This window comes from Acidimangrovimonas pyrenivorans (assembly GCF_042643245.1).
Taxonomy (GTDB): Bacteria; Pseudomonadota; Alphaproteobacteria; order Rhodobacterales; family Rhodobacteraceae; genus Acidimangrovimonas; species Acidimangrovimonas pyrenivorans.
Window position 1 is genome coordinate 1,193,503 of the sequence record NZ_JBHRSK010000004.1, and the last position, 25,778, is coordinate 1,219,280.

Annotated in this window: 24 protein-coding genes; 12 read left to right on the forward strand and 12 right to left on the reverse strand. The window is 68.6% G+C overall.

Features of this window, described 5'->3' with window-relative positions; genetic code table 11:
* Positions 1-3: 3 nt before the first annotated feature.
* The 4 genes from ACFOES_RS08690 to ACFOES_RS08705 all read right to left on the reverse strand — a co-directional run bounded on the left by ACFOES_RS08690 (position 4) and on the right by ACFOES_RS08705 (position 1,829).
* On the reverse strand, positions 4-252 hold the full coding sequence (locus ACFOES_RS08690; RefSeq protein ID WP_377832844.1) for a hypothetical protein: 249 nt from the start codon (positions 250-252) through the stop codon (positions 4-6).
* A gap of 63 nt (positions 253-315) precedes the next feature.
* Positions 316-621, reverse strand: coding sequence for an urease subunit beta (locus ACFOES_RS08695; protein WP_377832845.1), 306 nt, complete (start codon positions 619-621; stop codon positions 316-318).
* A 73-nt stretch (positions 622-694) separates the two neighbouring features.
* Positions 695-997, reverse strand: coding sequence for an urease subunit gamma (locus ACFOES_RS08700; protein ID WP_377832846.1), 303 nt, complete (start codon positions 995-997; stop codon positions 695-697).
* Between the two features lie 10 nt (positions 998-1,007).
* Positions 1,008-1,829 carry an urease accessory protein UreD gene (locus tag ACFOES_RS08705; RefSeq protein ID WP_377832847.1) on the reverse strand — a complete coding sequence of 274 codons (822 nt, stop codon included), beginning with the start codon at positions 1,827-1,829 and terminating at the stop codon, positions 1,008-1,010.
* 176 nt (positions 1,830-2,005) lie between these two features.
* On the opposite strand from ACFOES_RS08705, the gene pyrC reads away from it, so the two are divergent.
* From pyrC to ACFOES_RS08725, 4 genes are all read left to right on the forward strand, one after another.
* Positions 2,006-3,043 carry a dihydroorotase gene (pyrC, locus tag ACFOES_RS08710; RefSeq protein WP_377832848.1) on the forward strand — a complete coding sequence of 346 codons (1,038 nt, stop codon included), beginning with the start codon at positions 2,006-2,008 and terminating at the stop codon, positions 3,041-3,043.
* Positions 3,044-3,212: 169 nt separating this feature from the next.
* Entirely contained in the window at positions 3,213-4,994 is a 1,782-nt protein-coding gene (locus ACFOES_RS08715; protein WP_377832849.1) for a calcium-binding protein, read from the forward strand.
* A gap of 119 nt (positions 4,995-5,113) precedes the next feature.
* The gene (locus ACFOES_RS08720) at positions 5,114-5,791 is read left to right on the forward strand and encodes an orotate phosphoribosyltransferase (RefSeq protein WP_377832850.1); all 678 of its coding nucleotides are present in this window, start codon (positions 5,114-5,116) and stop codon (positions 5,789-5,791) included.
* A 257-nt stretch (positions 5,792-6,048) separates the two neighbouring features.
* The gene (locus ACFOES_RS08725; protein WP_377832851.1) at positions 6,049-7,542 is read left to right on the forward strand and encodes a replicative DNA helicase; all 1,494 of its coding nucleotides are present in this window, start codon (positions 6,049-6,051) and stop codon (positions 7,540-7,542) included.
* Positions 7,543-7,629: 87 nt separating this feature from the next.
* Here ACFOES_RS08725 and ACFOES_RS08730 read toward each other — a convergent pair whose 3' ends face one another.
* Together ACFOES_RS08730 and ACFOES_RS08735 are read right to left on the reverse strand one after the other, a co-directional pair.
* Positions 7,630-9,267, reverse strand: coding sequence for an AMP-binding protein (locus tag ACFOES_RS08730; RefSeq protein WP_377832852.1), 1,638 nt, complete (start codon positions 9,265-9,267; stop codon positions 7,630-7,632).
* 89 nt (positions 9,268-9,356) lie between these two features.
* Positions 9,357-9,809: a hypothetical protein gene (locus ACFOES_RS08735; RefSeq protein ID WP_377832853.1), complete on the reverse strand. Its 453-nt coding sequence runs from the start codon at positions 9,807-9,809 to the stop codon at positions 9,357-9,359.
* Positions 9,810-9,989: 180 nt separating this feature from the next.
* Here ACFOES_RS08735 and moaA point away from each other — a divergent pair, with 180 nt between their 5' ends.
* Together moaA and ACFOES_RS08745 are read left to right on the forward strand one after the other, a co-directional pair.
* Positions 9,990-10,994 (forward strand): GTP 3',8-cyclase MoaA, encoded by a 1,005-nt coding sequence (gene moaA, locus ACFOES_RS08740; protein ID WP_377832854.1) that lies wholly within the window; start codon positions 9,990-9,992, stop codon positions 10,992-10,994.
* Between the two features lies 1 nt (position 10,995).
* Positions 10,996-11,439 carry a DUF1810 domain-containing protein gene (locus ACFOES_RS08745; protein ID WP_377832855.1) on the forward strand — a complete coding sequence of 148 codons (444 nt, stop codon included), beginning with the start codon at positions 10,996-10,998 and terminating at the stop codon, positions 11,437-11,439.
* A 6-nt stretch (positions 11,440-11,445) separates the two neighbouring features.
* Here ACFOES_RS08745 and ACFOES_RS08750 read toward each other — a convergent pair whose 3' ends face one another.
* The 4 genes from ACFOES_RS08750 to argE all read right to left on the reverse strand — a co-directional run bounded on the left by ACFOES_RS08750 (position 11,446) and on the right by argE (position 16,296).
* Positions 11,446-12,186, reverse strand: coding sequence for a glutamine amidotransferase (locus tag ACFOES_RS08750; RefSeq protein WP_377832856.1), 741 nt, complete (start codon positions 12,184-12,186; stop codon positions 11,446-11,448).
* Between the two features lie 118 nt (positions 12,187-12,304).
* Complete coding sequence (locus ACFOES_RS08755; RefSeq protein ID WP_377832857.1) at positions 12,305-13,471, reverse strand: M20 aminoacylase family protein; 1,167 nt, start codon at positions 13,469-13,471, stop codon at positions 12,305-12,307.
* Positions 13,472-13,772: 301 nt separating this feature from the next.
* Complete coding sequence (locus ACFOES_RS08760; RefSeq protein WP_377832858.1) at positions 13,773-15,128, reverse strand: NAD(P)/FAD-dependent oxidoreductase; 1,356 nt, start codon at positions 15,126-15,128, stop codon at positions 13,773-13,775.
* A 4-nt stretch (positions 15,129-15,132) separates the two neighbouring features.
* Entirely contained in the window at positions 15,133-16,296 is a 1,164-nt protein-coding gene (gene argE, locus ACFOES_RS08765) for an acetylornithine deacetylase (RefSeq protein ID WP_377832859.1), read from the reverse strand.
* Positions 16,297-16,521: 225 nt separating this feature from the next.
* Between argE and ACFOES_RS08770 the strand changes: the two genes are divergently transcribed.
* The 6 genes from ACFOES_RS08770 to ACFOES_RS08795 all read left to right on the forward strand — a co-directional run bounded on the left by ACFOES_RS08770 (position 16,522) and on the right by ACFOES_RS08795 (position 23,673).
* Positions 16,522-17,526: an ABC transporter ATP-binding protein gene (locus ACFOES_RS08770; RefSeq protein WP_377832860.1), complete on the forward strand. Its 1,005-nt coding sequence runs from the start codon at positions 16,522-16,524 to the stop codon at positions 17,524-17,526.
* A complete protein-coding gene (locus tag ACFOES_RS08775; protein ID WP_377832861.1) occupies positions 17,519-18,586 on the forward strand; it encodes an ABC transporter ATP-binding protein in 1,068 nt (355 codons plus the stop codon). The genes ACFOES_RS08770 and ACFOES_RS08775 overlap by 8 nt, the downstream gene beginning before the upstream one ends.
* Complete coding sequence (locus ACFOES_RS08780) at positions 18,583-20,283, forward strand: peptide ABC transporter substrate-binding protein (RefSeq protein ID WP_377832862.1); 1,701 nt, start codon at positions 18,583-18,585, stop codon at positions 20,281-20,283. The genes ACFOES_RS08775 and ACFOES_RS08780 overlap by 4 nt, the downstream gene beginning before the upstream one ends.
* A 121-nt stretch (positions 20,284-20,404) precedes the next feature.
* Positions 20,405-21,412, forward strand: coding sequence for an ABC transporter permease (locus ACFOES_RS08785; RefSeq protein ID WP_377832863.1), 1,008 nt, complete (start codon positions 20,405-20,407; stop codon positions 21,410-21,412).
* A gap of 106 nt (positions 21,413-21,518) precedes the next feature.
* Positions 21,519-22,403 carry an ABC transporter permease gene (locus tag ACFOES_RS08790; RefSeq protein WP_377833019.1) on the forward strand — a complete coding sequence of 295 codons (885 nt, stop codon included), beginning with the start codon at positions 21,519-21,521 and terminating at the stop codon, positions 22,401-22,403.
* A gap of 211 nt (positions 22,404-22,614) precedes the next feature.
* Positions 22,615-23,673, forward strand: coding sequence for a YeeE/YedE family protein (locus ACFOES_RS08795; protein ID WP_377832864.1), 1,059 nt, complete (start codon positions 22,615-22,617; stop codon positions 23,671-23,673).
* Here ACFOES_RS08795 and ACFOES_RS08800 read toward each other — a convergent pair.
* Both ACFOES_RS08800 and ACFOES_RS08805 read right to left on the reverse strand, forming a co-directional pair.
* The gene (locus ACFOES_RS08800) at positions 23,630-24,913 is read right to left on the reverse strand and encodes a DUF3422 family protein (RefSeq protein WP_377832865.1); all 1,284 of its coding nucleotides are present in this window, start codon (positions 24,911-24,913) and stop codon (positions 23,630-23,632) included. The genes ACFOES_RS08795 and ACFOES_RS08800 overlap by 44 nt on opposite strands.
* Before the next feature lie 128 nt (positions 24,914-25,041).
* Positions 25,042-25,707 carry a Crp/Fnr family transcriptional regulator gene (locus tag ACFOES_RS08805; RefSeq protein ID WP_377832866.1) on the reverse strand — a complete coding sequence of 222 codons (666 nt, stop codon included), beginning with the start codon at positions 25,705-25,707 and terminating at the stop codon, positions 25,042-25,044.
* Positions 25,708-25,778: the final 71 nt, after the last annotated feature.

Below are 25,778 nucleotides of genomic sequence, written 5' to 3' on the forward strand. Positions count from 1 at the left end.
TGTCTAATGCGTCGCGGGACGGGTCGGCCTGGCCGCGGCCGGCTTGGGCGCCGCCGTCTGGGGCGCGACTTTCGGTTTCGGCACCGAGACGGCGTTGGGCGGCAGCTCGGGTCTGCTGCCCCTGGTCTCCTCGTCGGTGACGCGCCACAGGCCGGTCGCCGCCATCATCTGCATCGTCGCTTCCATCTGGGCCTCGTAGGCCCGGGTCCAGAACGCGAAGGACGCGCGCCAGAGGTCGATCGGGGTCATCATCTCGGTCTCCTCTCAAATCTCTTTCATGTCGGGTCGGCCGCGCCATCGCGGCCCCGGCCCAATCTACAGCTCGCCCATGACAGCGGCGTTGAAGCCGTAGACCCGGCGGGCGCCGCCATAGGGCACCAGCCGCACCTCGCGGCGCTGCCCCGGCTCGAAGCGCACCGCGGTGCCGGCGGGGATGTCGAGCCGCATGCCCTTCGCCGCCGCGCGGTCGAAGGACAGGCCGGCATTGGCCTCGGCGAAATGGTAATGCGAGCCGACCTGCACCGGCCGGTCGCCGGTATTCGCCACCATCAGCGTCACGGTCTCGGCGCCCGCGTTGAGCTCGATCTCGCCCTCGGCCGGAATGAGTTCGCCGGGTATCATTCGCCTCTCCCCTGCTGCGCTTCTTCTTTGTCCAAATACTCCCGCCGGAGGCGTCCGCCGCCGGCCAGACCGCCTAGCGGATCGGGTGATGCACCGTCACCAGCTTGGTGCCGTCGGGGAAGGTCGCCTCGACCTGCACCTCGTGGATCATCTCGGGGATGCCCTCCATACATTGCCCGGCCGAGATCACCCCCGCCGCCGCTTCCATCAGGTCGGCGACCGAGCGGCCGTCGCGGGCGCCCTCGACCACGTAATCGGTGATCAGCGCGATCGCCTCGGGATGGTTCAGCTTCACCCCGCGCTCCAGCCGCCCGCGCGCCACCATGGCGGCGAGGCTGACCAGCAGCTTGTCCTTCTCCCTCGGGCTCAGGTTCATCGCCCCTCCTTCACATCTGCCAGACCCGGGGCAAGGGCCTGCCCCGCAGCACATCCAGAACCGCCGCCACCGCCCGCTTGAGCGGCAGGGCGTCGCCGGCCAGCAGCCGGACCACGCATTTGCCGTCCCAGCCCGAGGCCGCCGCCTCGACCCCGTCGGGCAGGGCGCCGACCAGACAGGCGCGCACCGGCCCCAGCGCATCTTCGCCGCCCGGAGCGACCAAGGCAACGGTGGCGAAGGCGCGGGCACCGTTCAGCACCGCCGGCCCGGCGGCCAGCGTGGCCGACGTCATCCGCAGCGGCTCGACCAGCACCGGCCGGCCGTCGCGCCGCACTTCGCGCCAGTCGGCAAGATACATCTCCCCGATCACCTCGCCCATCGCCGCCCGGCCGAGAACGACCATCTCGGCCATCGCCAGCCGGGCCTCGCCGGCCAGGTCGGCAACGGTCCGCCGGGCCAGGGCCGAGCGGTCGAACAGGATCGTCTCCTGCGGCAGCCAGTCCAGCGCCGCCCCCGCCCCCAGCGTCAGCGTAACGTTCAGTTCGGCGGCGCCGCCGGAACTGGCATAGGCGCGCTCGGCGGTCTGGGTGGTGGCGACGGCGCGGGCGCCGGGCGCCAGCTCGACGGCGTAGTCGAGCCGGTCGCCGCCGGTCAGCCCGCCGGCGGTGTTGAGGAACACCGCCTCGGGCACGTCGCTGTGGATCCGCGGCAGGAACAGCTTGGCCGAGCCCGACTGGTGCAGCCCGGTCAGACGGCCGGACGCGCCCAGCGCAACCGCCGCGCGGCCCCGGGTGCGTTGCAGGTGGATGGACGGCGCAGGCGCATCGAACATACCCCTTCCTAGCCGGTCCGGCGGCGGCGGCCAGCCGCCATCGCCCGGCCCCGCGCGGCCGGCCCGCCCCGCCGGACCATCTGACAGCGAATTGACCATGGGCGCCCAAGATTGCGGCAGATTGCGAATCCACCATTGCTGTGGATATTGCGCGCGAACTTGTATAGGGCCAAGCCATGACCGACAGCCTCACCCTCCGCCGCCCCGACGACTGGCACCTCCACCTGCGCGACGGCGCCATGCTCGCGGGCGTGCTGCCCGAGACGGCGCGCCATTTCGCCCGCGCCATCATCATGCCCAACCTGGTGCCGCCGGTGGTGACCGGCGCCCAGGCCGCCACCTATCGCGACCGCATCCTCGCCGCCCTGCCCGAGGGCGCCGCGTTCACCCCGCTGATGACGCTCTACCTGACCGAGGACACCGATCCGGACGACGTCGCCGCGGCGGCCGCGTCGGGGCTGGTGACGGCGGTCAAGCTCTACCCGGCCGGGGCGACGACCAACTCGGCCTCGGGCGTGCGCGATTTCGACAAGGTGCGGGGCGTGCTGGAAAAGATGGCCGAGATCGGCCTGCCGCTCTGCGTCCATGGCGAGGTGACCAGCCCGGAGGTCGACATCTTCGACCGCGAGGCGGTGTTCATCGACACCGTCCTCGACCCGATCCGCCGCGCCACGCCGGGGCTGCGGGTGGTGATGGAGCATATCACCACCGCGAACGGGGTCGACTACGTCAAGGCCGGCAACGACGACCTCGGCGGCACGATCACCACCCATCACCTGGTCATCAACCGCAACCACATCCTGGTCGGCGGCATCAAGCCGCATTACTATTGCCTGCCCGTCGCCAAGCGCGAGGAACACCGGCTGGCGCTGCGCGCGGCCGCGATGTCGGGGACAAGCCGCTTCTTCCTCGGCACCGATTCCGCGCCGCATATCGACGCGCTGAAGGAGAACGCCTGCGGCTGCGCCGGCTGCTTCACCGCCACCAACACGATGTCGATCCTGGCCGAGGTCTTCGAGCAAGACGGCAAGCTTGCCAATCTCGAGGCCTTCACCTCGCTCAACGGCCCGGCCTTCTACCGCCTGCCGGCGAACGAGGCGACGATTACCCTGCGCAGGGGCGATGCCGTCAGCTATCCGGACAAGATCACGACCGGGGCCGGCCCCGTGACCGTCTTCAATCCCGGCTTCGAACTGCACTGGTCGGTGCAGTGATGCCGTCGGGCAACGGTTCGCTTAATTCGTTAAGCCATATGCGCACGATCATTTGAAGCTCGGCCTCGGGTCTTGAACCTCTGCGCCGGGTAAAGTCACATTCCTCTCACACCTAAGTGAGTGCTGGGCCGCTTTCAGCACATGCCATTTTTCTGGGGAATGATCAGACATGACGACTTTCACAATTCCGGGCATCCGCGTCGATTACAGCTATGACACCGCAGTCGGTGTGAGCTCGTCCCAGGCCGAGGTGACGGTCCCCTCCGACAGTTCGACCTTCAGCTACCAGATCACCGGAACCAACCCCTACGGCCAGCCGATCATCGAGATCAACGACGACAGCTACCAGATCCTGCTCAACGGCACGCTGCTGAGCGATCTCAATCCGAGCGCGGTTGAAGCCAGCATGTCCGCAGTCACCTGGTCCGGCGGCACCACCACGGCCCTGCAAGTGAGCATCGACACCGGCCCCAACAGCAGCAGCGACCTGATCTTCATCCTCGGCGGCGCCCCGGCGCCCAGCATCGCCTCGATTTCGGACTGGAATTCGTTCGACGCCGACATCACGGGCGTATCCGCGCCCAGCGGCGCCTTCGCGCAGGGCGTCGACATCCTGTGGAGCGAGTTCGACAACAGCACGGTGACCGAGGATGACACCTTCGCCGGCACCTCCGGCGCCGACAACTTCCTCGGCGGCATCGGCGACGACTACTTCAACAGCTCGCAGGGCAACGACACCTATCACGGCGGCGCCGGCACCTTCGACCAGCTCTCCTTCGCCCACGACCCCGGCGGCGTCACCGCCAACCTCGGCACCGGCACCGCTACCGACGGCTGGGGCGGCACGGACAGTTTCGATGGCATCGAGGTGCTGCGCGGCTCGGCCTTCGACGACTGGCTGCATGGCGATGCCGGCCACAACGTCCTGCGCGGCCTGGCCGGCAACGACACCCTGATCGGCGGCAACGGCACCGACGAGGCCCGCTACGACCTCGACGCCCGCTACGGCGGCACCGCCGGCGTGACCGTCAACCTGGCCCAGGGCACCGCCACCGACGGCTTCGGCGACAGCGACCAGCTCACGGCGATCGAGGACGTGCGCGGCAGCGACGCCAACGACAACTTGATCGGCAACGGGGTCGCCAACACGCTTCAGGGCGAGCTTGGCAACGACACGCTGAACGGCCTCAACGGCGCCGACACCCTGGACGGGGGGGCCGGCCATGACAAGCTGCTCGGCGGCGGCGGGGCCGACAGCCTGATCGGCGGCGCCGGCTACGACACGCTGTTCGGCCACAAGGGCACGGACATGCTGATCGGCAATGCCGGCAATGACAGCCTCGATGGCGGCTCCCACAACGACACGCTGTTCGGCGGCACCGGCAACGACAAGCTGCTCGGCGGCGACGGGGCCGACCTGCTCAACGGCGGCGGCGGCCAAGACAGCCTGTACGGCGGCAACGGCAACGACAAGATGCTCGGCCTGGCCGGCAACGACGTGCTTGTCGGCCAGGTCGGCGCCGACAAGCTCGATGGCGGCGCCGGGAACGACCAGCTGTTCGGCAATAACGGCTTCGACACGCTTCAGGGCGGCGCCGGCGCCGACAAGCTCAATGGCGGGGCGGGCAACGACAAGCTGTTCGGCGGCAACGGCGTCGACCAGCTGATCGGCGGCACCGGCAACGACCTGCTCACCGGCGGCGACAAGGCCGACAAGTTCATCTTCGCGGGCGCTTTCGGCGAGGACACGATCACCGACTTCCAGACCGCCGGCACCGACGAGAAGATCAACCTCGCCGGCGTCGCCGAGATCACCTCGTTCCAGGACCTGACCGCCCACCACCTGACCGAGGTCGCCGGCAACGCGGTGATCGACGACGGGCTGGGCAACACGATCACGCTCGACGGCGTCGCGATGGCCGACCTGCTGGCCAACGACTTCATCTTCTGAGCCCGTCGCCAGACGAAAATCCCCGCCCGCCCGCATCGCCGGGCGGGCTTTTCTTTTCGCAGCGCCTGATCTATGCCCCCCGGAAGCCCGACAGCCCCCAGCCAGCGAAAGGACCGCGCATGCTGCCCTCCGCCTACCCGCCCAAGGAAGAGATCGCCCGCCTGACCGCGCGCATGCTGCTCGAGATCAAGGCGGTGCATTTCAACGCCGCCGAGCCCTTCACCCTGGCCTCGGGCCTGCCCTCGCCGACCTATATCGACTGCCGCAAGCTGATCAGCTTCCCGCGGATCCGGGCGACGCTGATGGATTTCCTCGCCTGCACCGTGCTGCGCGAGGCCGGCTTCGAGGCCTTCGACAACATCGCCGGCGGCGAGACCGCCGGCATCCCCTTCGCCGCTCTGGTCGCCGAGCGGCTGGGCCTGCCGATGACCTATGTCCGCAAGAAGCCCAAGGGCTACGGCCGAAACGCCCGGATCGAGGGCGCGATGACCGAGGGCGAGCGGGTGCTGCTGGTCGAGGACCTGACCACCGATGGCGGCTCGAAACTCAGCTTCGTCGACGCGATCCGCGAGACCGGGGCAAGCTGCGGCCATACCGCGGTGATCTTCTACTACGGCATCTTCCCGGAAACGGTGAAGACCTTGGGCGATCACGGGGTCCAGCTGCACCATCTCTGCACCTGGTGGGACGTGCTGGCCGAGGCGCGCGAGTCGGGCGCCTTCGACGCCGAGACGCTGCGCGAGGTCGAATCCTTCCTGACCGCCCCGCGCGCCTGGCAGGACGCCCGCAAGGGCTGATCCCGCGCCGATCCATCCCCCGCCGCTGCGGATTTCCTGTGGAAACGGCTGGGGACAGATTCTGAATATCCGACCGGGGAATCGGCGATCCCTTGCGATGCTCGTCGATTTCGCGGCCAGATATGGTATGGTGACTCGAAACCGCGCCGCAGCCAGACCATATCCACAGGGCTCGGGGATTTCTGCCCACAGAGATATCCCGATTTCCTCGACAGGCGGCGTCGGCTATCACGTGAGCCGGGGACAGAGGCAGTGAAATGAACGAAATCGCGCCAGTTCGCAGCGCCCTTCCGGAAACGGAAGAGCCCGAAATCGCACCGCATAATATCGAGGCCGAGCAGCAGTTGCTCGGCGCGATCCTGACCAATAACGACGTCTACGACAGAATCGCGTCGGTGGTTCGCGCCGAGCATTTCTACGATCCCGTCCACCGCCGCATCTTCGAGGTCGCGGCGGCCCGGATCCACAAGAACGCGCTGGCCTCGCCGGTGACGCTCAAGGCCTTCCTCGCCGATGACGAGGGGCTGCAGGAACTGGGCGGGCCGGCCTATCTGGCGCGGCTGGCGGGGGCGGCGATCTCGGCCCATGCGGCACGCGACTACGCCCAGATGATCTATGACCTCGCCGTCCGGCGCGAGCTGATCGCGCTCGGCCGCGACATCTCGGCCAAGGCGGCCAAGGTCGATGTCGCCAGCGAGCCCAAGGAACAGATCGTCGAGGCGGAACAGCGGCTTTACAAGCTGGGCGAACAGGGCGTCGCCGAGCGCGGCTTCCAGTCCTTCCTCAAGGCCGTGACCGAGGCGGTCAACGTCGCCAACGCCGCCTATCAGCGCGAGGGCGGGCTGGCCGGGATCTCGACCGGGCTCGTCGATCTCGACAAGAAGATGGGCGGGCTGCACCCGTCCGACCTGATCATCCTCGCCGGCCGGCCGTCGATGGGCAAGACCTCGCTGGCGACCAACATCGCCTTCAACATCGCCAAGGCCTACAAGCGCGGCCTCACCCATGACGGCACCGAGGGCGCGGTGGAAGGCGGCGTCGTCGGCTTCTTCAGCCTCGAAATGAGCGCCGAACAGCTGGCCGCCCGGATCCTGTCCGAGGCCGCCGAGGTGCCCAGCGAGCAGATCCGCAAGGGCGACATGACCGAGGGCGAGTTCCGCCGCTTCGTCGAGGCCGCCAAGGCGCTGGAAAGCTGCCCGCTCTATATCGACGACACGCCGGCGCTGCCGATCAGCCAGGTCGCGGCGCGGGCGCGGCGGCTCAAGCGGACCCACGGGCTCGACGTGCTCATGGTCGACTACCTGCAGCTGCTGAAAGCGGCCAGCGCCAAGGACAGCCGGGTCAACGAGGTCAGCGAGATCACGCAAGGTTTGAAGGCGATCGCCAAGGAGCTGAACATCCCGGTCATCGCCCTATCCCAGCTCTCGCGCCAGGTCGAAAGCCGCGACGACAAGCGGCCGCAGCTTTCGGACCTGCGGGAATCGGGCTCGATCGAGCAGGACGCCGACGTCGTCATGTTCGTCTTCCGCGAGGAATACTACCGCGAGCGGGAGAAGCCGGGCGACCACGATCTCGAGGCGATGGCGAAATGGCAGGAGATCATGGAGAACGTCCACGGCAAGGCCGAGGTCATCCTCGGCAAGCAGCGTCACGGCCCGATCGGCACCGTCGAGCTGTCCTTCGAGGGCCGCTTCACCCGCTTCGGCAACCTTGCCAAGCCGTGGCAGGGCGGCGACAGCGACGGGTTCTGAGCCCCGATCCAGGGTCAGCGCCGGACGGAGAGGCCGGGGGCGCTGCCCCCGGACCCCCGGGATACTTACGAGCAGAAAGTGGGGAGCCTAGGCCCCTGTCTCGCGGGCGCGGAGTTCGCGGCGCATGATCTTGCCGGTGGTGGTCATCGGCAGGCTGTCGACCTTCACCACGCTGCGCGGCGCGACATGGGGGCTGACCCGGGCCTTGACCCGGTCGATCAGGATGCGCTCCATGCCCTCCCAGTCGGCGCCCTCGCGCAGGATGACGAAGGCTTTCACCACCTCGGTGCGCAGCTTGTCCGGCACGCCGATGACGGCGGCCATGACGACGTCGGGATGGCCGGTCAGGCAATCCTCGATCTCGGTCGGGCCGATGCGGTAGCCGGCCGAGGTGATGACGTCGTCGTCGCGGGCGACATAGGTGAAATAGCCCTCGGCGTCGCGGCGGCCGAGATCGCCGGTGCGCATCCAGTCGCCGTCGAATTTCGCCGCCGTCTGTTCCGGCTTGTTGAGGTATTCGAGGAACATCGACGGGGAACCGCGGCGCACCGCGATCTCGCCCAGCTCGTCCGGCGCGGCCGCGCTGCCGTCCTCGCGCAGCACGGCGACGTCATGGCCGGGCAGCGCCTGGCCCATGGCGCCGGGCTTGACCGCCATGAAGCCGGCGCACATCGAGACGACCAGGTTGCACTCGGTCTGGCCGTAGAGCTCGTTGATCGGCGCGCCCAGGGTCTCGCGGCCCCAGGCCAGCATCTCGGCGCCCAGGCTCTCGCCGCCCGAGCTGACCGAGCGGATGTTCACCCCCTCGGGCACCGGCGTGCCGCGCATCAGCTTGAGCGCGGTCGGTGGCAGGAACAGGTTGCGGATCCTGTGCTCGGCGATCATCGCGTAGGCTTCGGCGGGATCGAACTTGCGCATCCGGCGGGCGATCAGCGGCACGCCGTAATAGAGGCAGGGCATCGCCATATCCATCAGCCCGCCGATCCAGGCCCAGTCGGCCGGGGTCCAGCCGCGATCGTCCGGCTGGGGGAATCCCTCGTGGGTCAGCTCCATCGACGGCAGGTGGCCGAGCAGGAAGCGGTGGGCATGCAGCACGCCCTTGGGCGCGCCGGTCGTGCCCGAGGTATAGATCAGCACCGCCGGGTCCTCGGCCAGTGTCGGCTCGGGGGTGATCTCCGGAGACGCGGCGGCGATCTCGGCCCAGAGGTCGCGCGCCTCCCCCGCCGCGCCGTCGATGCTGTAGACCTCGGCCAGCTCGGGCAGGTCGGGGCGCAGCGCCATCAGCTTGTCGAGGTTCTCGCCATCGGTGACGACGATCTTCGCGGCGCTGTCGGAGAGGCGGTAGGTCAGCGCCTCGGCGCCGAACAGGGTGAAGAGCGGCAGCGCCACGGCGCCCAGCTTCTGGGCCGCGAAATGGGCGATCGGCACCGCCGCGCCCTGCGGCAGCAGCACGCCGACCCGGTCGCCCTTCTTCAGCCCGCGCGCCCGGAAGGCATTGGCGAGCCGGTCGGAAGCGTCCTTGAGCTGGCCGTAAGTCCATTCGCGCGCGCCGCCGCCGGCCAGGTCGATCAGCGCGACCCGGTCGGGCTCCTCGCGCGCCCAGCTGTCGCAGCACATCTCGGCGATGTTGAAATGCGCGGGGATCGACCAGCGGAAGCCGGTGCGCAGGCTGGCCCAGTCGCTGTCGTCGGACTCCGGCCTGACCCGGAACAGTCGGCGGTCCATGTCTCCTCCCTTATTGAACGCGCGTTCAATTCATAGGAGCCGGCGCGCGCGCCTGTCAAGCGCGGCAGGCGCGGCCCGGGCCCGCGCCCTCACGGCCCGGAGACGGTCAGCTCCGGCAAGGCGGTGAGCGGCAGGCCCAGCGCCCGGTAGGCGGCGAGCGAAAGCTGGCTGCCGCCGCCCCTCGGTCCCGGCAACGGGATCAGGGTCACCGCGAGGCTCTTGCCGCCGACGGCGACGCGGCCCGGCGTCTCGGCCGCGACCAGCGGGGTGCGCAGCCACAGGCCCGGCCGTGCCGGGGAGCCGAGACTGGCGACGGTGGTGCCAAGCTGGCGCAGGCTGGCGGGCGCGGCCGGCGACAGGCCGGGCGCCAGCACCGGGGCGGGCGCCGGCCGCGCCCGGGGATGCGAGGACGGGACGGCAGGCGCTTCGGGGGCGGCTTGAGGCGCCGGGCGCTGCCACGGCAGCGTGGCGCAGCCCGCGAGGGACAGCGCCAGCCCCAGCCCGAGACCCGGCCCAAGGATCGTGCGGATCGCTCTGCCCATGCCCCTCTCCTCACCGAATGCGACAAGACTAGGCCCCGGCACGGAGCGCCACAAGTCTCGGCAATGGTCGCGGCGGCGGGGCCGGAAGCGCCGGTTTCGCCGCGATATGCCGCAACGGGGCGGGCCTTGCGTCGCCTTTGGCCCTTGCCGGCCGCCCCCGGCGCAACTAGTTTTCCCGGCATGACTGCTCCGCTGATCGACCCATTCGCCCGTGCGATCTCTTACCTGCGCGTCTCGGTGACGGACCGCTGCGATTTCCGCTGCGTCTATTGCATGTCCGAGAACATGACCTTCCTGCCGAAGAAGGAACTGCTGACGCTGGAAGAGCTCGACCGGATGTGCAGCACCTTCATCCGCCTCGGCGTCGAGAAGCTGCGCATCACCGGCGGCGAACCGCTGGTGCGGCGCGGGATCATGACCTTCTTCCACGCCATGACCCGGCATCTCGACAGCGGCGCGCTGAAGGAACTGACGCTGACTACCAACGGCTCTCAGCTGCGCAAATACGCCGCCGAGCTGGCCGAATGCGGGGTCCGGCGGATCAACGTCTCGCTCGATACGCTGGACGAGAGGAAATTCGCCGAGGTCACGCGCTGGGGCCGGCTGGCGCAGGTGCTGGACGGGATCGAGGCCGCCAAGGCGGCGGGCATCCGGGTCAAGATCAACGCCGTGGCGCTGAAGGGCTTCAACGAGGACGAGCTGTTCCCGCTGGTCGACTGGTGCGCCCGCGAGGACCAGGACCTGACCTTCATCGAGGTCATGCCGATGGGCGACCTGGGCAACGAGGACCGGCTCGACCAGTACTGGTCGCTCGAGGACCTGCGGGCCCGGCTCGAGGAGCGTTTCACCCTGACCGATCTGGCCGAGCGTTCGGGCGGCCCGGCGCGCTATGTCCGGATCGAGGAGACCGGGCAGAAGATCGGCTTCATCACCCCGCTGAGCCACAATTTCTGCGAAAGCTGCAACCGGGTGCGGCTGACCTGCACCGGCGAGCTTTACATGTGCCTCGGCCAGGAGGATCAGGCCGACCTGCGCGCGCCGCTGCGGGCCAGCGCCGACGACGCGGTGCTGGAACAGGCGATCCGCAACGCCATCGCGCGCAAGCCCAAGGGCCACGATTTCGACTATTCGCGCCAGCAGGTGGCCGGCCAGATGTCGCGCCACATGAGCCATACCGGCGGCTGAGATGGGCAGCGGTGCGACGGGCGACCTCTCCCGCTTCGCCAGGGCGCAGGACGGGGTCTACGAGATCGCGCTGGCCGAGCTGCGCGCCGGCCGTAAGGCGACGCATTGGATGTGGTTCATCTTCCCGCAGCTGGCCAGCCTCGGCCGCTCCGCCACCGCGAAATTCTATGGCATCGCCGATCTGGCCGAGGCCCGCGCCTACCTCGCCGAGCCGGTGCTGGGGCCGCGGCTGGCCGAATGCTTCCGCGCCGTGCTGGGCCATGACGGGCTGACGGCCGAGCAGATCATGGGCCATATCGACGGGCTCAAGCTGCGCTCCTCGGCGACGTTGTTCCGCGAGGCCGGCAGCGGCGAGATGGCGCAACTGGCGCAGGCGGTGCTCGACCGGTTCTACGGCGGCGAGGCCTGCCCGCTGACGATGGCGGAACTGGGCGAAGCGTCCTGAACGCCCCTATCCCCGCCGATAGCGCGCGACGAAATTGCGCAGCAGCTTCGCCGGCTCGGTGACCTGCGCCGCCCGGCACATCGCGATCAGGTCGTCGGCCTCCTCGGGCCGGAAATAGCCGCGGTGGCGGTAGATCCGGATCCGGGTCTCGAAACCGGCGGCATCGGCCTCGGGGTGGAACTGGGTGGCATAGACGTTGCGGCCGTGGCGGATCATCTGGAACGGACAGGCGGGCGAGTCCATCAGCCGGACGCAGCCGTCGGGCAGCGCCTGCACCGCCTCCTTGTGGCCGACGAAGGCGTCGAAACCCGGCGCCAGCCCGGCCAGCAGAGGGTCGTCGCGCCCCGCCGGGGTAATGCGGCAGGCCGAGGTCCCGACCGGCTCGCCATAGCGCGCCTTGGAGACCGGCGCACCGAGGTGATGGGCCAGCACGCCGATGCCGTAGCAGCAGCCGAGGAAGGGAAAGTCGCGCGCGGTGATCTGCGGCATCAGCCCGAGCACGGCGGCCTCGATCCGCGCCTCGACCGGCGATTTCGTCTCGGGCGGGTCGGAGACGCAGCCCGGCCCGCCGCCGACGATGACCCCGGCATGGTCGTCGAGCTCCAGCCCGGCCGGCAGCGTCTCGCAATCCAGCCGGACGCGCCTCACCTCGGCCGCCTCGAGCCCGCCCATGCGCAGGAAGGCGGCGAACTCGTCGTCCGCCGCCTCGGTTTCCGGCCGCAATTGCAGGATCAGGAAAGGCTTCACATCTCGTTCCCGCCGGCAGCTCTTCGAGCCCTGTTCAGGCTCTCATCGCCCGTCGCATCGACCGCGGGGCGATGAGAGCCGAAGGGCCCGAAAAGCCGCGCCGGCTCTCGCCGCCGGCTCAGGCCGCCGGCATCCGGGTTTCGACCATCTCGGCATACCAGCTCGACCCGAACGGGATCGCGTTGTCGTCGAAATTGTATTCCGGGTGGTGCACCATCGCGGTGTCGCCATTGCCGAGGAAGATATAGGCGCCGGGCCGCGATTCGAGCATGTAGCTGAAATCCTCGGCCCCCATCAGCGGCGCGATCTCGGTATCGACCTGGCCCGAGACCTTCTCGGCCGCCGCCACCGCGAAATCGGTGTTCTCGGGCGCGTTCATCGTCACCGGGTAGCCGCGCTGGTAATCCACTTCGGCGGTGCCCGCGAAGGCCTCGGCCGTGGCCGTCGCGATTGCCTTGATCCGGGCCTCGACCTGGTCGCGCACCGCCGGGTCCATCGTCCGCACCGTGCCGCGCAGGGTGACGGTCTGCGGGATGACGTTGAACGCCTCGCTTTCGGTGCGGAAGGTGCAGACCGAGACGACGGCCTGCTTCAGCGGGTCGACATTGCGGCTGGCGATGGTCTGCAGGGCGATGACGATATGGCTGCCGATCACCGTGGTGTCGATGCAGCTGTGCGGCTTGGCGGCATGGCCGCCCTTGCCGGTCACGGTGATCTCGAACTGGTCCGCCGCCGCCATCATCGCGCCGGGGCGGATGGCGAAATGGCCGACCGGGATGCCGGGCATGTTGTGCATGCCATAGACCTCCTGGACGCCGAAACGGTCCATCATCCCGTCCTCGACCATCTCGCGGCCGCCGCCGCCGCCCTCCTCGGCCGGCTGGAAGATGACGATCGCGGTGCCGTCGAAATTGCGGGTCTCGGCGAGGTATTTCGCCGCCCCCAGCAGCATCGCGGTGTGGCCGTCATGGCCGCAGGCATGCATCTTGCCCGGCTCGGTCGAGGCATAATCCAGCCCGGTCGCCTCGTAGATCGGCAGCGCGTCCATGTCGGCGCGCAGCCCGATCACCCGGCCCTTGCTGTCGCTCTTGCCCTTGATGACGCCGACGACGCCGGTGCGGCCGATGCCCTCGACGACCTCGTCGCAGCCGAATTCGCGCAGCTTCTCGGCCACCAGCGCCGAGGTGCGGTGGGTGTCGAACAGCAGCTCGGGATGGGCGTGGATGTCCTGGCGCCAGGCGGCGATCTCGGACTGCAATTCGGCAAAGCGGTTCTTGACCGGCATTTCTGTCTCCCTGAAAGGCCGACCACACGCCGGTCCGGCGCGCTCAACGGGTCGGTGAGATGTGTCTGATCTGCGCCGCCAAGGGCGCGAACGCCCGGATCGTTACCGGTTTCAAATCCGGCCGCAAGCCCCGCCGGGCACAAACCATTGCACCAATTCCCCCTTTCACCCGCGTTCAAATATCCCCGGGGGGAGCAGGCTTCCCGGAAACGCTCCAGCGGAGCGTTTCGCCTGCGAACGGGCGGAGCCCCGGGGCGTAAAGCGCAAGGAGGGGGCAGACGCCCCCTGCCCCCGGCCGCCGTCACAGCGTCGGGCCGATCTCGATCTTCGAGCCGTCGCTGAAGCGGGTGAAGCGGAAGCGGCGCATGTCGTGGCCCGGCGCCCCGCCCGAGACCATGTCGGCCACCACCCGGCCCAGCCCCGGGCCGATGCCGAAGCCGTGGCCGCTCAGCCCCGTCGCGACGACGAGGCCGGGCAGCGCCGGGACGTGGTCGACCACCGGCACGACGTCGGGCATGGTGTCGATCATCCCGGCCCAGGCACGCGCCAGCACCGGCCGGCCCATCGCCGGGAAGGCGCGGGCGAAGGCGTTCTGGACCTTGGCCAGCGCGGTCATGTTGGGACGCGGGTTCAGCACCCGCATCGCCTCGAAGGGCGACTCAGCGTCGGCCGCCCACTTGCGCGGCGTGCCCCAGGCATCGGGGAAGCCCTTCGGCGCGGCCGGCAGGTAGCGCGAGCCGAACGGGTCCTTCTTCAGCTGGGGAATGAACTTGGGCAGGCGGCGGAAGGCGTCGGGGCCGATGTAGGATTCGTGGAAATCGCCCGGCGCGATGGTGTAGCCGCCGTCGAGTCGGCGCCGGAAGGCGAAAGTTCCGTCGGCCGCGCCGCCGAGGAAATGCTCGGGCAAGGGCTGGGTCGCCGCCGCGCTCGAGATCACCGAGAGCTGGGGGATCTCGACGCCATGGTTGCGCAGCAACAGCGACGACCACGCCCCGCCGGCCAGCACCACCGCGTCGCAGGCGATCCGGCCGCGCTCGGTCACCACCCCGGCGACCTTGCCGGCGGCGATGTCCAGCGCCCGCACCGCGCAGTGCTCGGCCACCACGCCGCCGCGTTCGACCAGCGCCCGCGCCAGCGCCGGCACCGCGATCCAGGGCTCGGCCCGGCCGTCGCTCGCCGTCCACAGCCCGCCGGCACAGCCGCCCGGCCAATCGTCGGAAGCCCCCGGCATCATCGCCAGGGTCTCGGCCCGGCTGAGCAGTTTCGTATCCAGTCCGTGGGTCTTCGCGATGCCCTGCCAGGCCTCGAACCCGGCGATGTCGCCGGGCTTGTTGGCCAGGTAGAGCACGCCGGTCCGGCGAAAGCCCAGATCCTCGCCGATCTCGGCCGAAAGGTGCTGCCAGATCCGGTTGGCCTCGATCATGATCGGCAGCTCGGCCGGATCACGGCCCTGCTGGCGCACCCAGCCCCAGTTGCGCGAGCTCTGCTCGGCCGCCACCCGGCCCTTCTCGCAGACCACGGCGCGCAGCCCCTTGGCGCGCAGGAACCACGCCGTCATGATCCCCATCACGCCGCCGCCGATCACCACGACGTCGGTGGCCTCGGGCAGCGTCGGGGCGTGTTCCGGCGCCCCCTCGGCGGTGAACGGGAACTGCATCGGCTCAGGCCGCGAGATGGGCGACGAGCCGGCGCATGAAGTCCTCGCCGGCCTCGAGCTGGGACAGCTCGAGGAACTCGTTGGGCTGGTGCGCCTGGGCGATGTCGCCCGGGCCGCAGACGATGGCGGAATAGCCGCCCTGCTGGAACTGGCCGGCCTCGGTGCCGTAGCTGACGACATGGGTCTCGTTGTCGCCGGTCAGCTGGCGCACCAGCCGTTCCGAAGCGCCGTCCTCCTCGGGCTTCAGCGCCGGGACGCCGAAACGTTCGGTCAGGGTGATGCCGGCCTCGGGGCGGAGCTTCTTCATCTCGGCCTCGACCTCGGCGACCTTGGCCTTGTAGGCGGCCTTGAACGCCTCCATGTCGTCGCCGGGCACGACGCGGAAATCCATGCTGAAATGGCAGTCCTTGGCGGTGATGTTGTTCGCCGTCCCGCCCGAGATCATGCCGATATGCGCCGTCGTCCAGGGCGGATCGAACATCGCCGCCAGCGGCCCCGGCTGCTTGGCCCGGTTCTCGTCGTTGACCTGGTTGGCCCAGTCGATCAGCTTGGCCGCCTCCATGATCGCGCTGACCCCGGTATGCAGGATCGAGGAATGGACCTCGAAGCCGCGGACATGGGTGGCGAAGCCGAAGCCGCCCTTATGGCCCGACACCGCCTTCATCATCGACGGCTCGCCGACGACGACGGCGGCGGCGCGCGGCAGGCGCTGCGCCATCTCGGCGATCATCGACGGCGCGCCGACGCAGCCCAGTTCCTCGTCATAGCTGAACGCGATCTGCAACGGCCGCTTGATCCCGGCCTCCAGCGCCATCGGCACCGCGGCCAGCGCCAGCGCGTCGAATCCCTTCATGTCGCAGGTGCCGCGGCCGTAGAGCTTGCCGTCGCGCTCGGTCACGGTGAACGGGTCGGTGTCCCATTCCTGGCCGTCGACCGGCACCACGTCGGTATGGCCCGACAGCACCACCCCGCCTTCGACTTCGGGCCCGACATTGGCATAGAGGTTCGCCTTGGTGCCGTCGGCGTTGTAGACCCGGTGCGCCGCGATGCCGTATCCGGCGAGATATTCCTCGACCCAGTCGAGCAGCGGCAGGTTGCTGTCGCGGCTGACGGTTGGAAAGGACACGAGCTTGTCAAGCAGCTCTCGGGCGGTCAGGCGGGCGGCCATCTGGGTCTCTCCTGTGCTGGCGGTGATTGGCAGCCTGCGACCAGCTTGGGCAAAGGTCAAGACACCTGCCCTATCCTTACGCAACCGATGTTAGCGCATAAAAAAGCGCCAGAAAGGTTCTTGCCGCCCCCGCAGAATTTGTTATCACTGGCCATGTAGCGATCACGGCAGAGCCACTCCGGCGCCGGATAACGATAAGAAAACCAATAGGTTGGGGAGCACTACATGCCCGACGGGGCGCTGCCAGTCCTTGACGTCAAGGACCTGAAGACCGTTTTCACGACTCGCGGCGGCAAGGTCCACGCGGTCAATTCCGTCAGCTTCGATCTGAAACCCGGCGAGCTTCTGGGCGTCGTCGGCGAGAGCGGCTCGGGCAAATCGGTGACGATGATGTCGCTGATCGGCCTGTTGCCCTCGCCGCCCGCCGATGTCTGCGGCGGCCAGGTGAATTTCGAGGGCCAGGACCTGCTGCAATGCGACGAGGACGCGCTGCGCGCGATCCGCGGCGCCCGCATCGGCTTCATCTTCCAGGACCCGATGACCAGCCTCAACCCGGTCTTCACCGTCGGCTTCCAGCTGATGGAACCGCTGCGCAAGCATATGGGGATGGACAAGAAGGCCGCGCGCAAGCGGGCGGCCGAGCTGCTCGAGCTGGTCGGCATTCCCGACGCCGCGCGCCGACTGGGCGACTATCCGCACCAGTTCTCGGGCGGGATGCGGCAGCGGGTGATGATCGCCATCGCCCTGGCCTGCGACCCGCAGGTGCTGATCGCGGACGAGCCGACGACGGCGCTCGACGTCACCATCCAGGCCCAGATCCTCGAGCTGGTGAAGGAGCTGCGCCAGAAGCTGGGCATGGCGATCGTCTGGATCACCCACGATCTCGGCGTCATCGCAGGCATCGCCGACCGGGTGATGGTGATGTATGGCGGCCAGGTGGTCGAGCAGGCGCCGGCGCGCGAGCTGTTCGCCGATCCGCAGCATCCCTACACGCGGGCGCTGCTCAAGACCGTGCCGAAGGTGCATGGCGAGCGCGACCCGAAGCTGAGCGTGATCGAGGGCCAGCCGCCGATCCTGATGGCAGAGCCCAGCGCCTGTTCCTTCCGCGACCGCTGCCCCCATGCCTTCGATCGCTGCGCCCGCGAGAACCCGCGCCGCCGCGACGTCGCTCAGGGCCATGATGTCGCCTGTTTCTGGGATGCCGCCAGCGGGGAGCCCCACAATGCTTGACGCATCGAACACGCCGCGCAAGCTGGTCGAGGTCAGCGGCCTGAAGATGTATTTCCCGATCCATGCCGGCGTGCTGCGCCGCAAGGTCGGCGACGTGAAGGCGGTCGACAACGTCAGCTTCCACATCTTCGAGGGCGAGACCCTGGGGCTCGTCGGCGAATCGGGCTGTGGCAAGTCGACCTGCGGCCGCGCCATTCTGCGGCTCTACGAGGTCACCGACGGCATCGTGAAGATCGACGGCAAGGAGATCGCCAAGGCCGACCGCGAGGCGCTGCGCAAGATGCGGCCGACCATGCAGATGGTGTTCCAGGACCCGCAGGCCAGCCTCAATCCGCGGATGACCGTCGCCTCGATCATCGGCGAGCCGCTGGACGAGCACACCAAGCTGTCGAAGAAGGAAAAGCTCGAACGGATCTACGAGCTGATGGACCAGGTCGGGCTCAACCGCGCCTTCGCCAACCGCTACCCGCACGAGTTCTCGGGCGGGCAGCGCCAGCGCATCGGCATCGCCCGCGCCCTGGCCCTCAATCCCAAGTTCATCGTCTGCGACGAGCCGATCGCGGCGCTGGACGTCTCGATCCAGGCCCAGGTGGTCAACCTGCTGGAGGAACTGCAGGAACGGCTCGGGCTGACCTATCTGTTCATCAGCCACGACCTGTCGATGGTGCGCCATATCGCCGACCGGGTCGCGGTGATGTATCTCGGCCAGATGGCCGAGCTGGCCCCGCGCGAGGCGCTCTACGCGCGGCCGAAACACCCCTATACCGAGGCGCTGCTTTCGGCGGTGCCCGATCCCGACCCGACGCTGGAAAGCGAGCGCGAGCGGATCATCCTCAAGGGCGACGTGCCGTCTCCGGCCAACCCGCCCAAGGGCTGCAACTTCTGCACCCGCTGTCCCAAGGTGATGGAGATCTGCCATTCGGTCGAGCCGACCTTCGAGGAGGTCGCACCGGGCCATTACGTCGCCTGCCACCTTTACCAGTCCAACAGCCAGAACGCCGGGGCAACCGGCGCGTCCGAGGCCCGAAAAGAGCACATCCAACAAGGAGAGGAAGCATGAGACTCAAGACAGCCCTTCTGGGCGCTGCCGCTGCGGCCGTATTGGCGCCCGCGGCCTTCGCCGGTCGCGGCGATGACGGCCATGTCAACATCATCTACTGGCAGGCCCCATCGATCCTGAACCCCTACCTGTCGAGCGGCACCAAGGACATCGAGTCCGCCTCGCTCGTCATCGAGCCGCTCGCCCGCTACGACCAGGACGGCAACCTCGTCCCCTACCTGGCCGAAAGCGTGCCGACCGTGGCCAATGGCGGCGTGTCGAAGGACCTGACCTCGATCACCTGGAAGCTGAAGCAGGGCCTGAAATGGTCGGACGGCTCGCCGGTGACCTCGAAGGACGTGGTCTTCACCTGGAAATACTGCACCGACCCGGCCGGCGGCTGCGCCGAGCTGCAGAAATTCGACGGCGTCAAGGACGTCAAGGCGGTTGACGACCTGACCGTCAAGGTCGAGTTCAACGAGCCCAAGCCGGTGCCCTACGGGCCCTTCGTCGGCGGTCAGTCGCCGATCATCCAGGCCAAGCAGTTCGAGAACTGCCTCGGCGCCAAGGCCCCGACCTGCACCGATGCCAACTTCGGCCCGATCGGCACCGGTCCCTTCGTCGTCACCGAGTTCAAGCCGAACGACGTGATCCAGATGAAGGCCAACCCGAACTACCGCGACCCGAACAAGCCGGCCTTCGCGACGCTGACCTTCAAGGGCGGCGGGGATGCCGCCTCGGCCGCGCGCGCGGTGCTGGAAACCGGCGAATACGACTACGCCTGGAACCTGCAGCTGGCCCCCGACGTCCTGGCCAACATGGTCAAGGGCGGCAAGGGCCACATCGTCGCCGGCTTCGGCTCGCTGGTCGAGCGCCTGATGCTGAACATGACCGACGCCTCGCCGAACCTGCCGGCCGACGAGCGGTCGACCGCCAAGCATCCGAACCCGATCCTCAAGGACAAGGCGGTGCGCGAGGCGCTGTCGATGGCGATCGACCGGCCGCTGCTGGTCAAGATCGGCTACGGCGAAGCCGGCAAGCCGACCTGCGACCTGGTCCCGGCGCCGAAGAACTACGCCGCCAACAACACCAGCTGCATGAAGCAGGACATCGAGGGCGCCAAGAAGCTGCTCGACGAGGCCGGCTGGAAGCCGGGCCCGGACGGCATCCGCGTCAAGGACGGCGTCAAGCTGCACCTGGTCTACCAGACCTCGACCAACGCCGTGCGCCAGGACTTCCAGTCGCTGATCAAGCAGTGGTGGAAGCAGATCGGCGTCGACACCGAGCTGAAGAACATCGACGCCTCGGTCTTCTTCGGCGGCGACCCGGGCAGCCCGGACACGTTCCAGAAGTTCTACGCGGACGTGGAAATGTACGCCAACAACTTCGACGGCACCGATCCGGAGACCTACCTGGCGCAATATGCCTGCGACAAGGCTCCGCGTCCGGAGACGCAATGGCAGGGCACCAACATGGTCCGCTACTGCAACCCGGACTACGACGCGCTGCTGAAGGAGCTGAGCAAGACCGGCGACCTGGCCAAGCGCGGCGAGATCGCCAAGAAGCTCAACAACATGCTGACCGTCGACAGCTTCTCCATCCTGCCGCTGGTCGACCGCGGCCGGGTGTCGGGTCAGGCCAACTCGCTGGGTGGTCACGTGATGAACACCTGGGACAGCGAGCTCTGGGACGCGGCCAACTGGTACCGCATCAAGTAAAGGCAATCGCGCATCCCGGCCCGTGCCGGGATGCGCCCCCTCCCCGCCGGTTCGAACCTGATCCGAACCGCGCCCGATCCGAACCGCAATCAATCAAGACCGCTGAACAAAGGCGCCGCGCATGCTCAACTACACGATCCGAAGGCTGCTCATCGCGATACCGACGCTTTTGTTCATCAGTCTGATCATCTTCTCGCTGCTCAAGCTCGCCCCCGGCGACCCGATGGCACAGATCCCGCTGACGGTGCCGCCCGAGGTCAAGGAGAAGATGCGCGAGGCGCTGGGGGCCAACAAACCGCTGATCGTCCAGTACGGGCTGTGGCTGAAACAGTTCTTCATGGTCGAACCGCTGCACATGTTGGACGGCTGGTTCGGCACCCACATGTCGGACGGCATGCAGCGGGTGATCTCGTGGCAGACCCGGTCGCCGGTGGCCGACATCATCACCCAGCGCCTGCCGCAGACCCTGTGGGTCGTCGGCCTGGCCTATGTCATCGGCGTGCTGATCGCGCTGCCGATCGGCATCGTCTCGGCCTACCGCCAATACTCGGTCTTCGACCAGGTCGGCACCTTCGTGTCGATGATCGGCTACTCGGTGCCGCCCTTCTTCTCGGGCGTGCTGGTGATCGTCATCTTCGCGGTCAAGCTGCACTGGTTCCCGTCGATCTACGACACCACGCTCAAGGTGGACAGCTGGTCCGCCTTCGTCGCCCAGCTGCAGCAGATGATCATGCCGGTGATGGTGCTGGCGCTGCAGACCACCGCCCAGATCAGCCGCTACATGCGCTCGTCGATGCTCGACAACCTGGGCCAGGACTACGTCCGCACCGCCCGCGCCAAGGGCATGAGCGAGGCGGTCGTCGTCCTCGTGCACGTGCTGCGCAACTCGATGATCCCGGTGATCACCGTGATCGCCCTCGGCGTGCCGGGCATCTTCGGCGGCGCCATCATCACCGAACAGATCTTCAAGGTGAACGGCATCGGCCAGCTGCTGATCACCGCGATCTACGCCAACGACCTGCCGATGGTGCAGACGCTGACCTTCATCTTTGCCGTGCTGATCGTGCTGTTCAACCTGATCGCCGACGTCCTCTACGGCATCCTCGACCCGAGAATTCGCTATGACTGATCCCAACGATCCGACCGAGCCGCACGACGTCGCCGAGGCCCTTGTCGCCGAGACCCTGACCGAAGGCGATCCGTCCCCCGCCATCGCCGCCGCGCCGGCCGCCGCCATGCGCCCGCCGCGCAACCAGTGGTGGGATGTCTGGGACCAGTTCAAGACCCACAAGGGCGCGCTTGTCGGCGCCTCGATCTTCGGGCTGGTGCTGATCATCGTGCTGTTCGGACCTTACGTCTGGACCATCGACCCGACCTATATCGATATCCTCGCCCGCAACAGCGGCATGTCGCTGGCCCACCCGCTGGGCACCGACCAGCTCGGCCGCGACCTGCTGGCGCGGATGATGGCCGGCGGCCGGGTGTCGATCGCGGTCGGCATGACGGCGATGATCATCTCGGTCTTCCTCGGCACCCTGATCGGCGTCGTCTCGGGCTATTTCCGCCGCCTCGACGGGGCGCTGATGCGGCTGACCGACCTGTTCCTGGCGTTGCCGCTCTTGCCGCTGCTCCTGGTCATGGTGATGCTGTTCCGCCAGACCCTGGCGACCCAGTTCGGCGTCAATACCGGCATCTTCATGCTGATCGTCTCGGCCATCGGCATCACCAGCTGGATGCCCTCGGCCCGGATCGTCCGCGGCGAGGTGCTGGCGCTGAAGGAGCGCGAGTTCGTCCTCGCTGCCAAGTCGATCGGCACGCCGTCGCGGCGGATGATCCTGCGCCACATCCTGCCCAACGTGATGAGCCCGATCATGGTCGCCGCGACGCTGGGCATCGCCAACGCGATCATTACCGAATCCGCGCTGTCCTTCCTCGGCCTCGGCTTCCCGCCGGACTTCCCGACCTGGGGCCGTCTGCTGTTCGACGGCGTCGACTACCTGCAGGACTACCCGGCCCGCGTGTTCTGGCCCGGCATCGCCATCTCGCTCGCCGTGCTGAGCGTCAACTATATCGGCGACGGCCTGCGCGACGCGCTCGACCCGCGCATCCGGGGCCGCTGAGCGCGACCGGCAAATAAGAACGCCAGAGCGGCCGCGACGCCTCGGGACGACCGGGGATCGCGGCCGCTTCCGTTTCGCGGGCGGGTGTTCGGGCGAGTTTCCGGTTTCCGGAACATTGTCCCAACGAGCCGCCGCCTCTCCACCCTCCGAAATATTGAAATACACGAATTCGGGCGCCAATCAGGAAGAAATTCCAATTCGGAGCCGTGCCATGTTCGAATCCCTCGGTTTTCAGGCCCTCACCCCGGTTCAGGCCAGCGCCATCCTCGGCCTGCTCATCGGCCTTGCCTATGGCGCTCTGGCCGAGCGCAGCCGATTCTGCCTGCGCCGGGGCCTTGTCGGCCCGGCCGGGGAACGGCGGGCGGCGCTCGGGGTCTGGGCTCTGGCGCTGGCCGTGGCGCTGATCGGCACGCAGGCGGCGGTCGGCGCTGGCCTGATCTCTTTTTCCGATCACCGCTTCCTCGCCGCCGACCTGCCGCTGGCGGCGGTGCTGGGCGGCGGGCTGCTGTTCGGCGCCGGCATGGTGCTGAGCCGCGGCTGCGCCTCGCGGCTGACCGTGCTGGCCGGCACCGGCAACCTGCGGGCCGCAACCGTGATCCTGGTCTTCGCCGTCATCGCCCATGCGACGCTGAAGGGCGTGCTGGCGCCGCTGCGCGTGGTCCTGGGCGGCCTGACCGTGCCGCTGGGCGACAATACCTCCTTGGCCGCCCTGCCCGGCGGCGCCCTGCCGTGGACCGGCTTCCTGGCCTTCGCCCTGCTGGTCGTCGCCCTGCGCTCGGGCGCCCGGCCCGGCACGCTGGCGATGGGGGCCGCCATCGGCCTGCTGGTGCCGCTGGCCTGGGTCGGCACCGGCTTCCTCCTCTACGACGACTTCGACCCGATCGCGCTGGAAAGCCTGTCCTTCACCGCGCCCTCGGCCGACGCACTGTTCTGGACCATCGCGGCGACCTCGATCCCGGCCGGCTTTGGCACCGGGCTGATCGGTGGCGTGCTGCTGGGCGCGCTCGGCGCGTCGCTCACCGCACGCAGCTTCCGCTGGCAGAGCTTCGCCTCCCCGCGCGATACCGGGCGCTATCTGGCCGGCGCGGCGCTGATGGGCGTCGGCGGGGTCCTGGCCGGCGGCTGCACCATCGGCGCCGGGCTGGCCGGGGTGCCGACGCTGGGCCTGTCCGCCCTGCTGGCGCTCGCCGCGATCGCCGCCGGGGCCAAGGCCACCGACCGGTTGCTCAGTGCATCCCCTTCCGGATCCGCCGCAGCGCAAGCCACATGATCAACACCACCACCGGGGTCAGCACCGCCGAGGTCATGCCCTTGCTGATGCCGAGGTGCTCGGTGAACGGATAGGCGACATAGGTCGCCAGGTTGACCGCGTAATAGCTGATCGCGACCACCGACAGCCCCTCGACCGTGTGCTGCAGCCGCAATTGCAGGTCGGCGCGGCGGTCCATGCTTTCGAGCAGCTTCTGGTTCTGCGCCGAGCGTTCGACATCGACCCTCGTGCGCAGCAGTTCGGCCGCCCGGGCGGCGCGTTCGAGCATGGTGCGCAGCCGGGTCTCGGCGGATTTCACCGTCCGCATCGCCGGGTCGTAGCGCCGCATCATGAACTCGGTGAAGGTCTGCCGGCCCTCGAACCGGGCCTCGCGCAGCACCCCGATGCGCTGCATCACGATCGCCTCGTAGGCGCCGGTGGCGCCGAAGCGGAAGGCGGTCTGCACCGCCAGTTCCTCGAGTTCCGAGGAGATACCCAGCAGCGCGTGCAGCGTCTCCTCGGCCGAGCGGCTGTCGGAGGTCATGGCGCTGACCATCTCGGCCAGCTGCGGGTCGAGCGCGTTGAGCCGGTCGGTCAGCCGCCGGGCCCGGTTCAGCCCCAGCATCGACATCGTCTTGTAGGTCTCGATCTCGCACAGCCGCTGGACGATGCGGCCGATGCGGCGGGCGCTGATGCCGCGACGGACGAAGACGGCGAAACGCATCTGGCCGTTGCTGTCGATGCGGAAATCGCCGGCGATCACCGCCGCCCCGTCCAGCACCCAGGCGCAGGCCATGCTTTCGGGCACGAACCACTCGGCAAAGAGCGGCGACAGCTCGGCCGGCTCCTCGGGCAGGAAATCGACCCGGATCTGCACCGCGGTCAGCCGCCGGCCCGGCGCCTCGGCCAGCCAGTCCTCGGGGAAGACCTCGGTCTCGGCCGGGTCGAAGGGCCGCTTGCCCAGCCCCGGCGTGAAGGCCGAGTAGGTGACGAACTCGGTATGGCTTTCCCATTTCAGCAGGTGGCGGCCGATCTGGCCCGAGTAGTGGTTGGCATCCTCGGGCGGCGGCGTCGCACCGTGACGCTTCAGCAGCGCGACCAGATGGGCGTGATCGGCGGCGCGGTCGCGATTGGCGGCATCGACGGGCTGCTTGATGGCGACATAGACGGCATGGCACGGCGCCTCGAGCGAGGGGAACGGCCGCGCGTGCAGCTCATTGGCCAGCGCATAGCGCAACGGGTGGTCTTCGATCGGGCTCATCCGGATGGTCACCGCGCAAGGGGTTTCGCCCGGACCCTAGCCGCAATTCCCGCCAGCGCAAAGAAAAAATGCTGCGTTTTCCGCGCCTTGTCGGCATGCAACGGGATACCGACCAGCGCCCCGCCGATCTAGAGCCCGTCGAGCAGGGCCTGGATATCGCGGAAGGTGACGCTCTGGCGCCCGGTCTCGATGATGCCCTCGGCCGACAGCCGGGCGATGGCGCGGCTGACCGCCTCGCGATTGGCGCCGACATAGGTGGCCATCTGGTCCCGCGTCGGCGCCGGCTTGAGCCGGCCGCCCGGGCGCAATTCGCCCCGCGCCTGGGCCAGCCGCGACAGCAGGATGCGCACCCGCTTGTCGACATCGTGGACGACAAGGCCGAAGATCCGTTCCGACAGAACCCGGTTGCGCTCGGCCAGGGTCAGGGCGAGGTTCTGGCCGATCACCGGTTCGCGCACCATCCAGTCGCGGAAGGTCTCGGCCTCCAGCCGGCCCAGCCGGCTTTGCGTCACCGCCGAGATGGTCAGCGAGCGCGGCTGGCCGTCCAGCGCCGCGATCTCGCCGAAATAGCGGCCAGGGCCGAGATCGCTGAAGGCGACCTCGCGGCCCTCGGGCGACAGCAACAGCCCGAGCAGCCGGCCGGAAAAGACGAAATAGACCTCGCGCGACAGCTCGCCCTGCTCGATCACCACCTGGCCGGGGGCGACGGTCAGCGGCTTGAGATCGGCCGCGAAGCGCCGCAGCGAGGCCTCGGGCACGCCGGCCAGGAGGGCAAAGCCGGCGATCTCGGTCATGGACGGGGTATCAGGCGTGTTTGTCGGCGCCATCGTGCTACTCTTCATCGCTCTTCGGGTCGGCCGCCAGC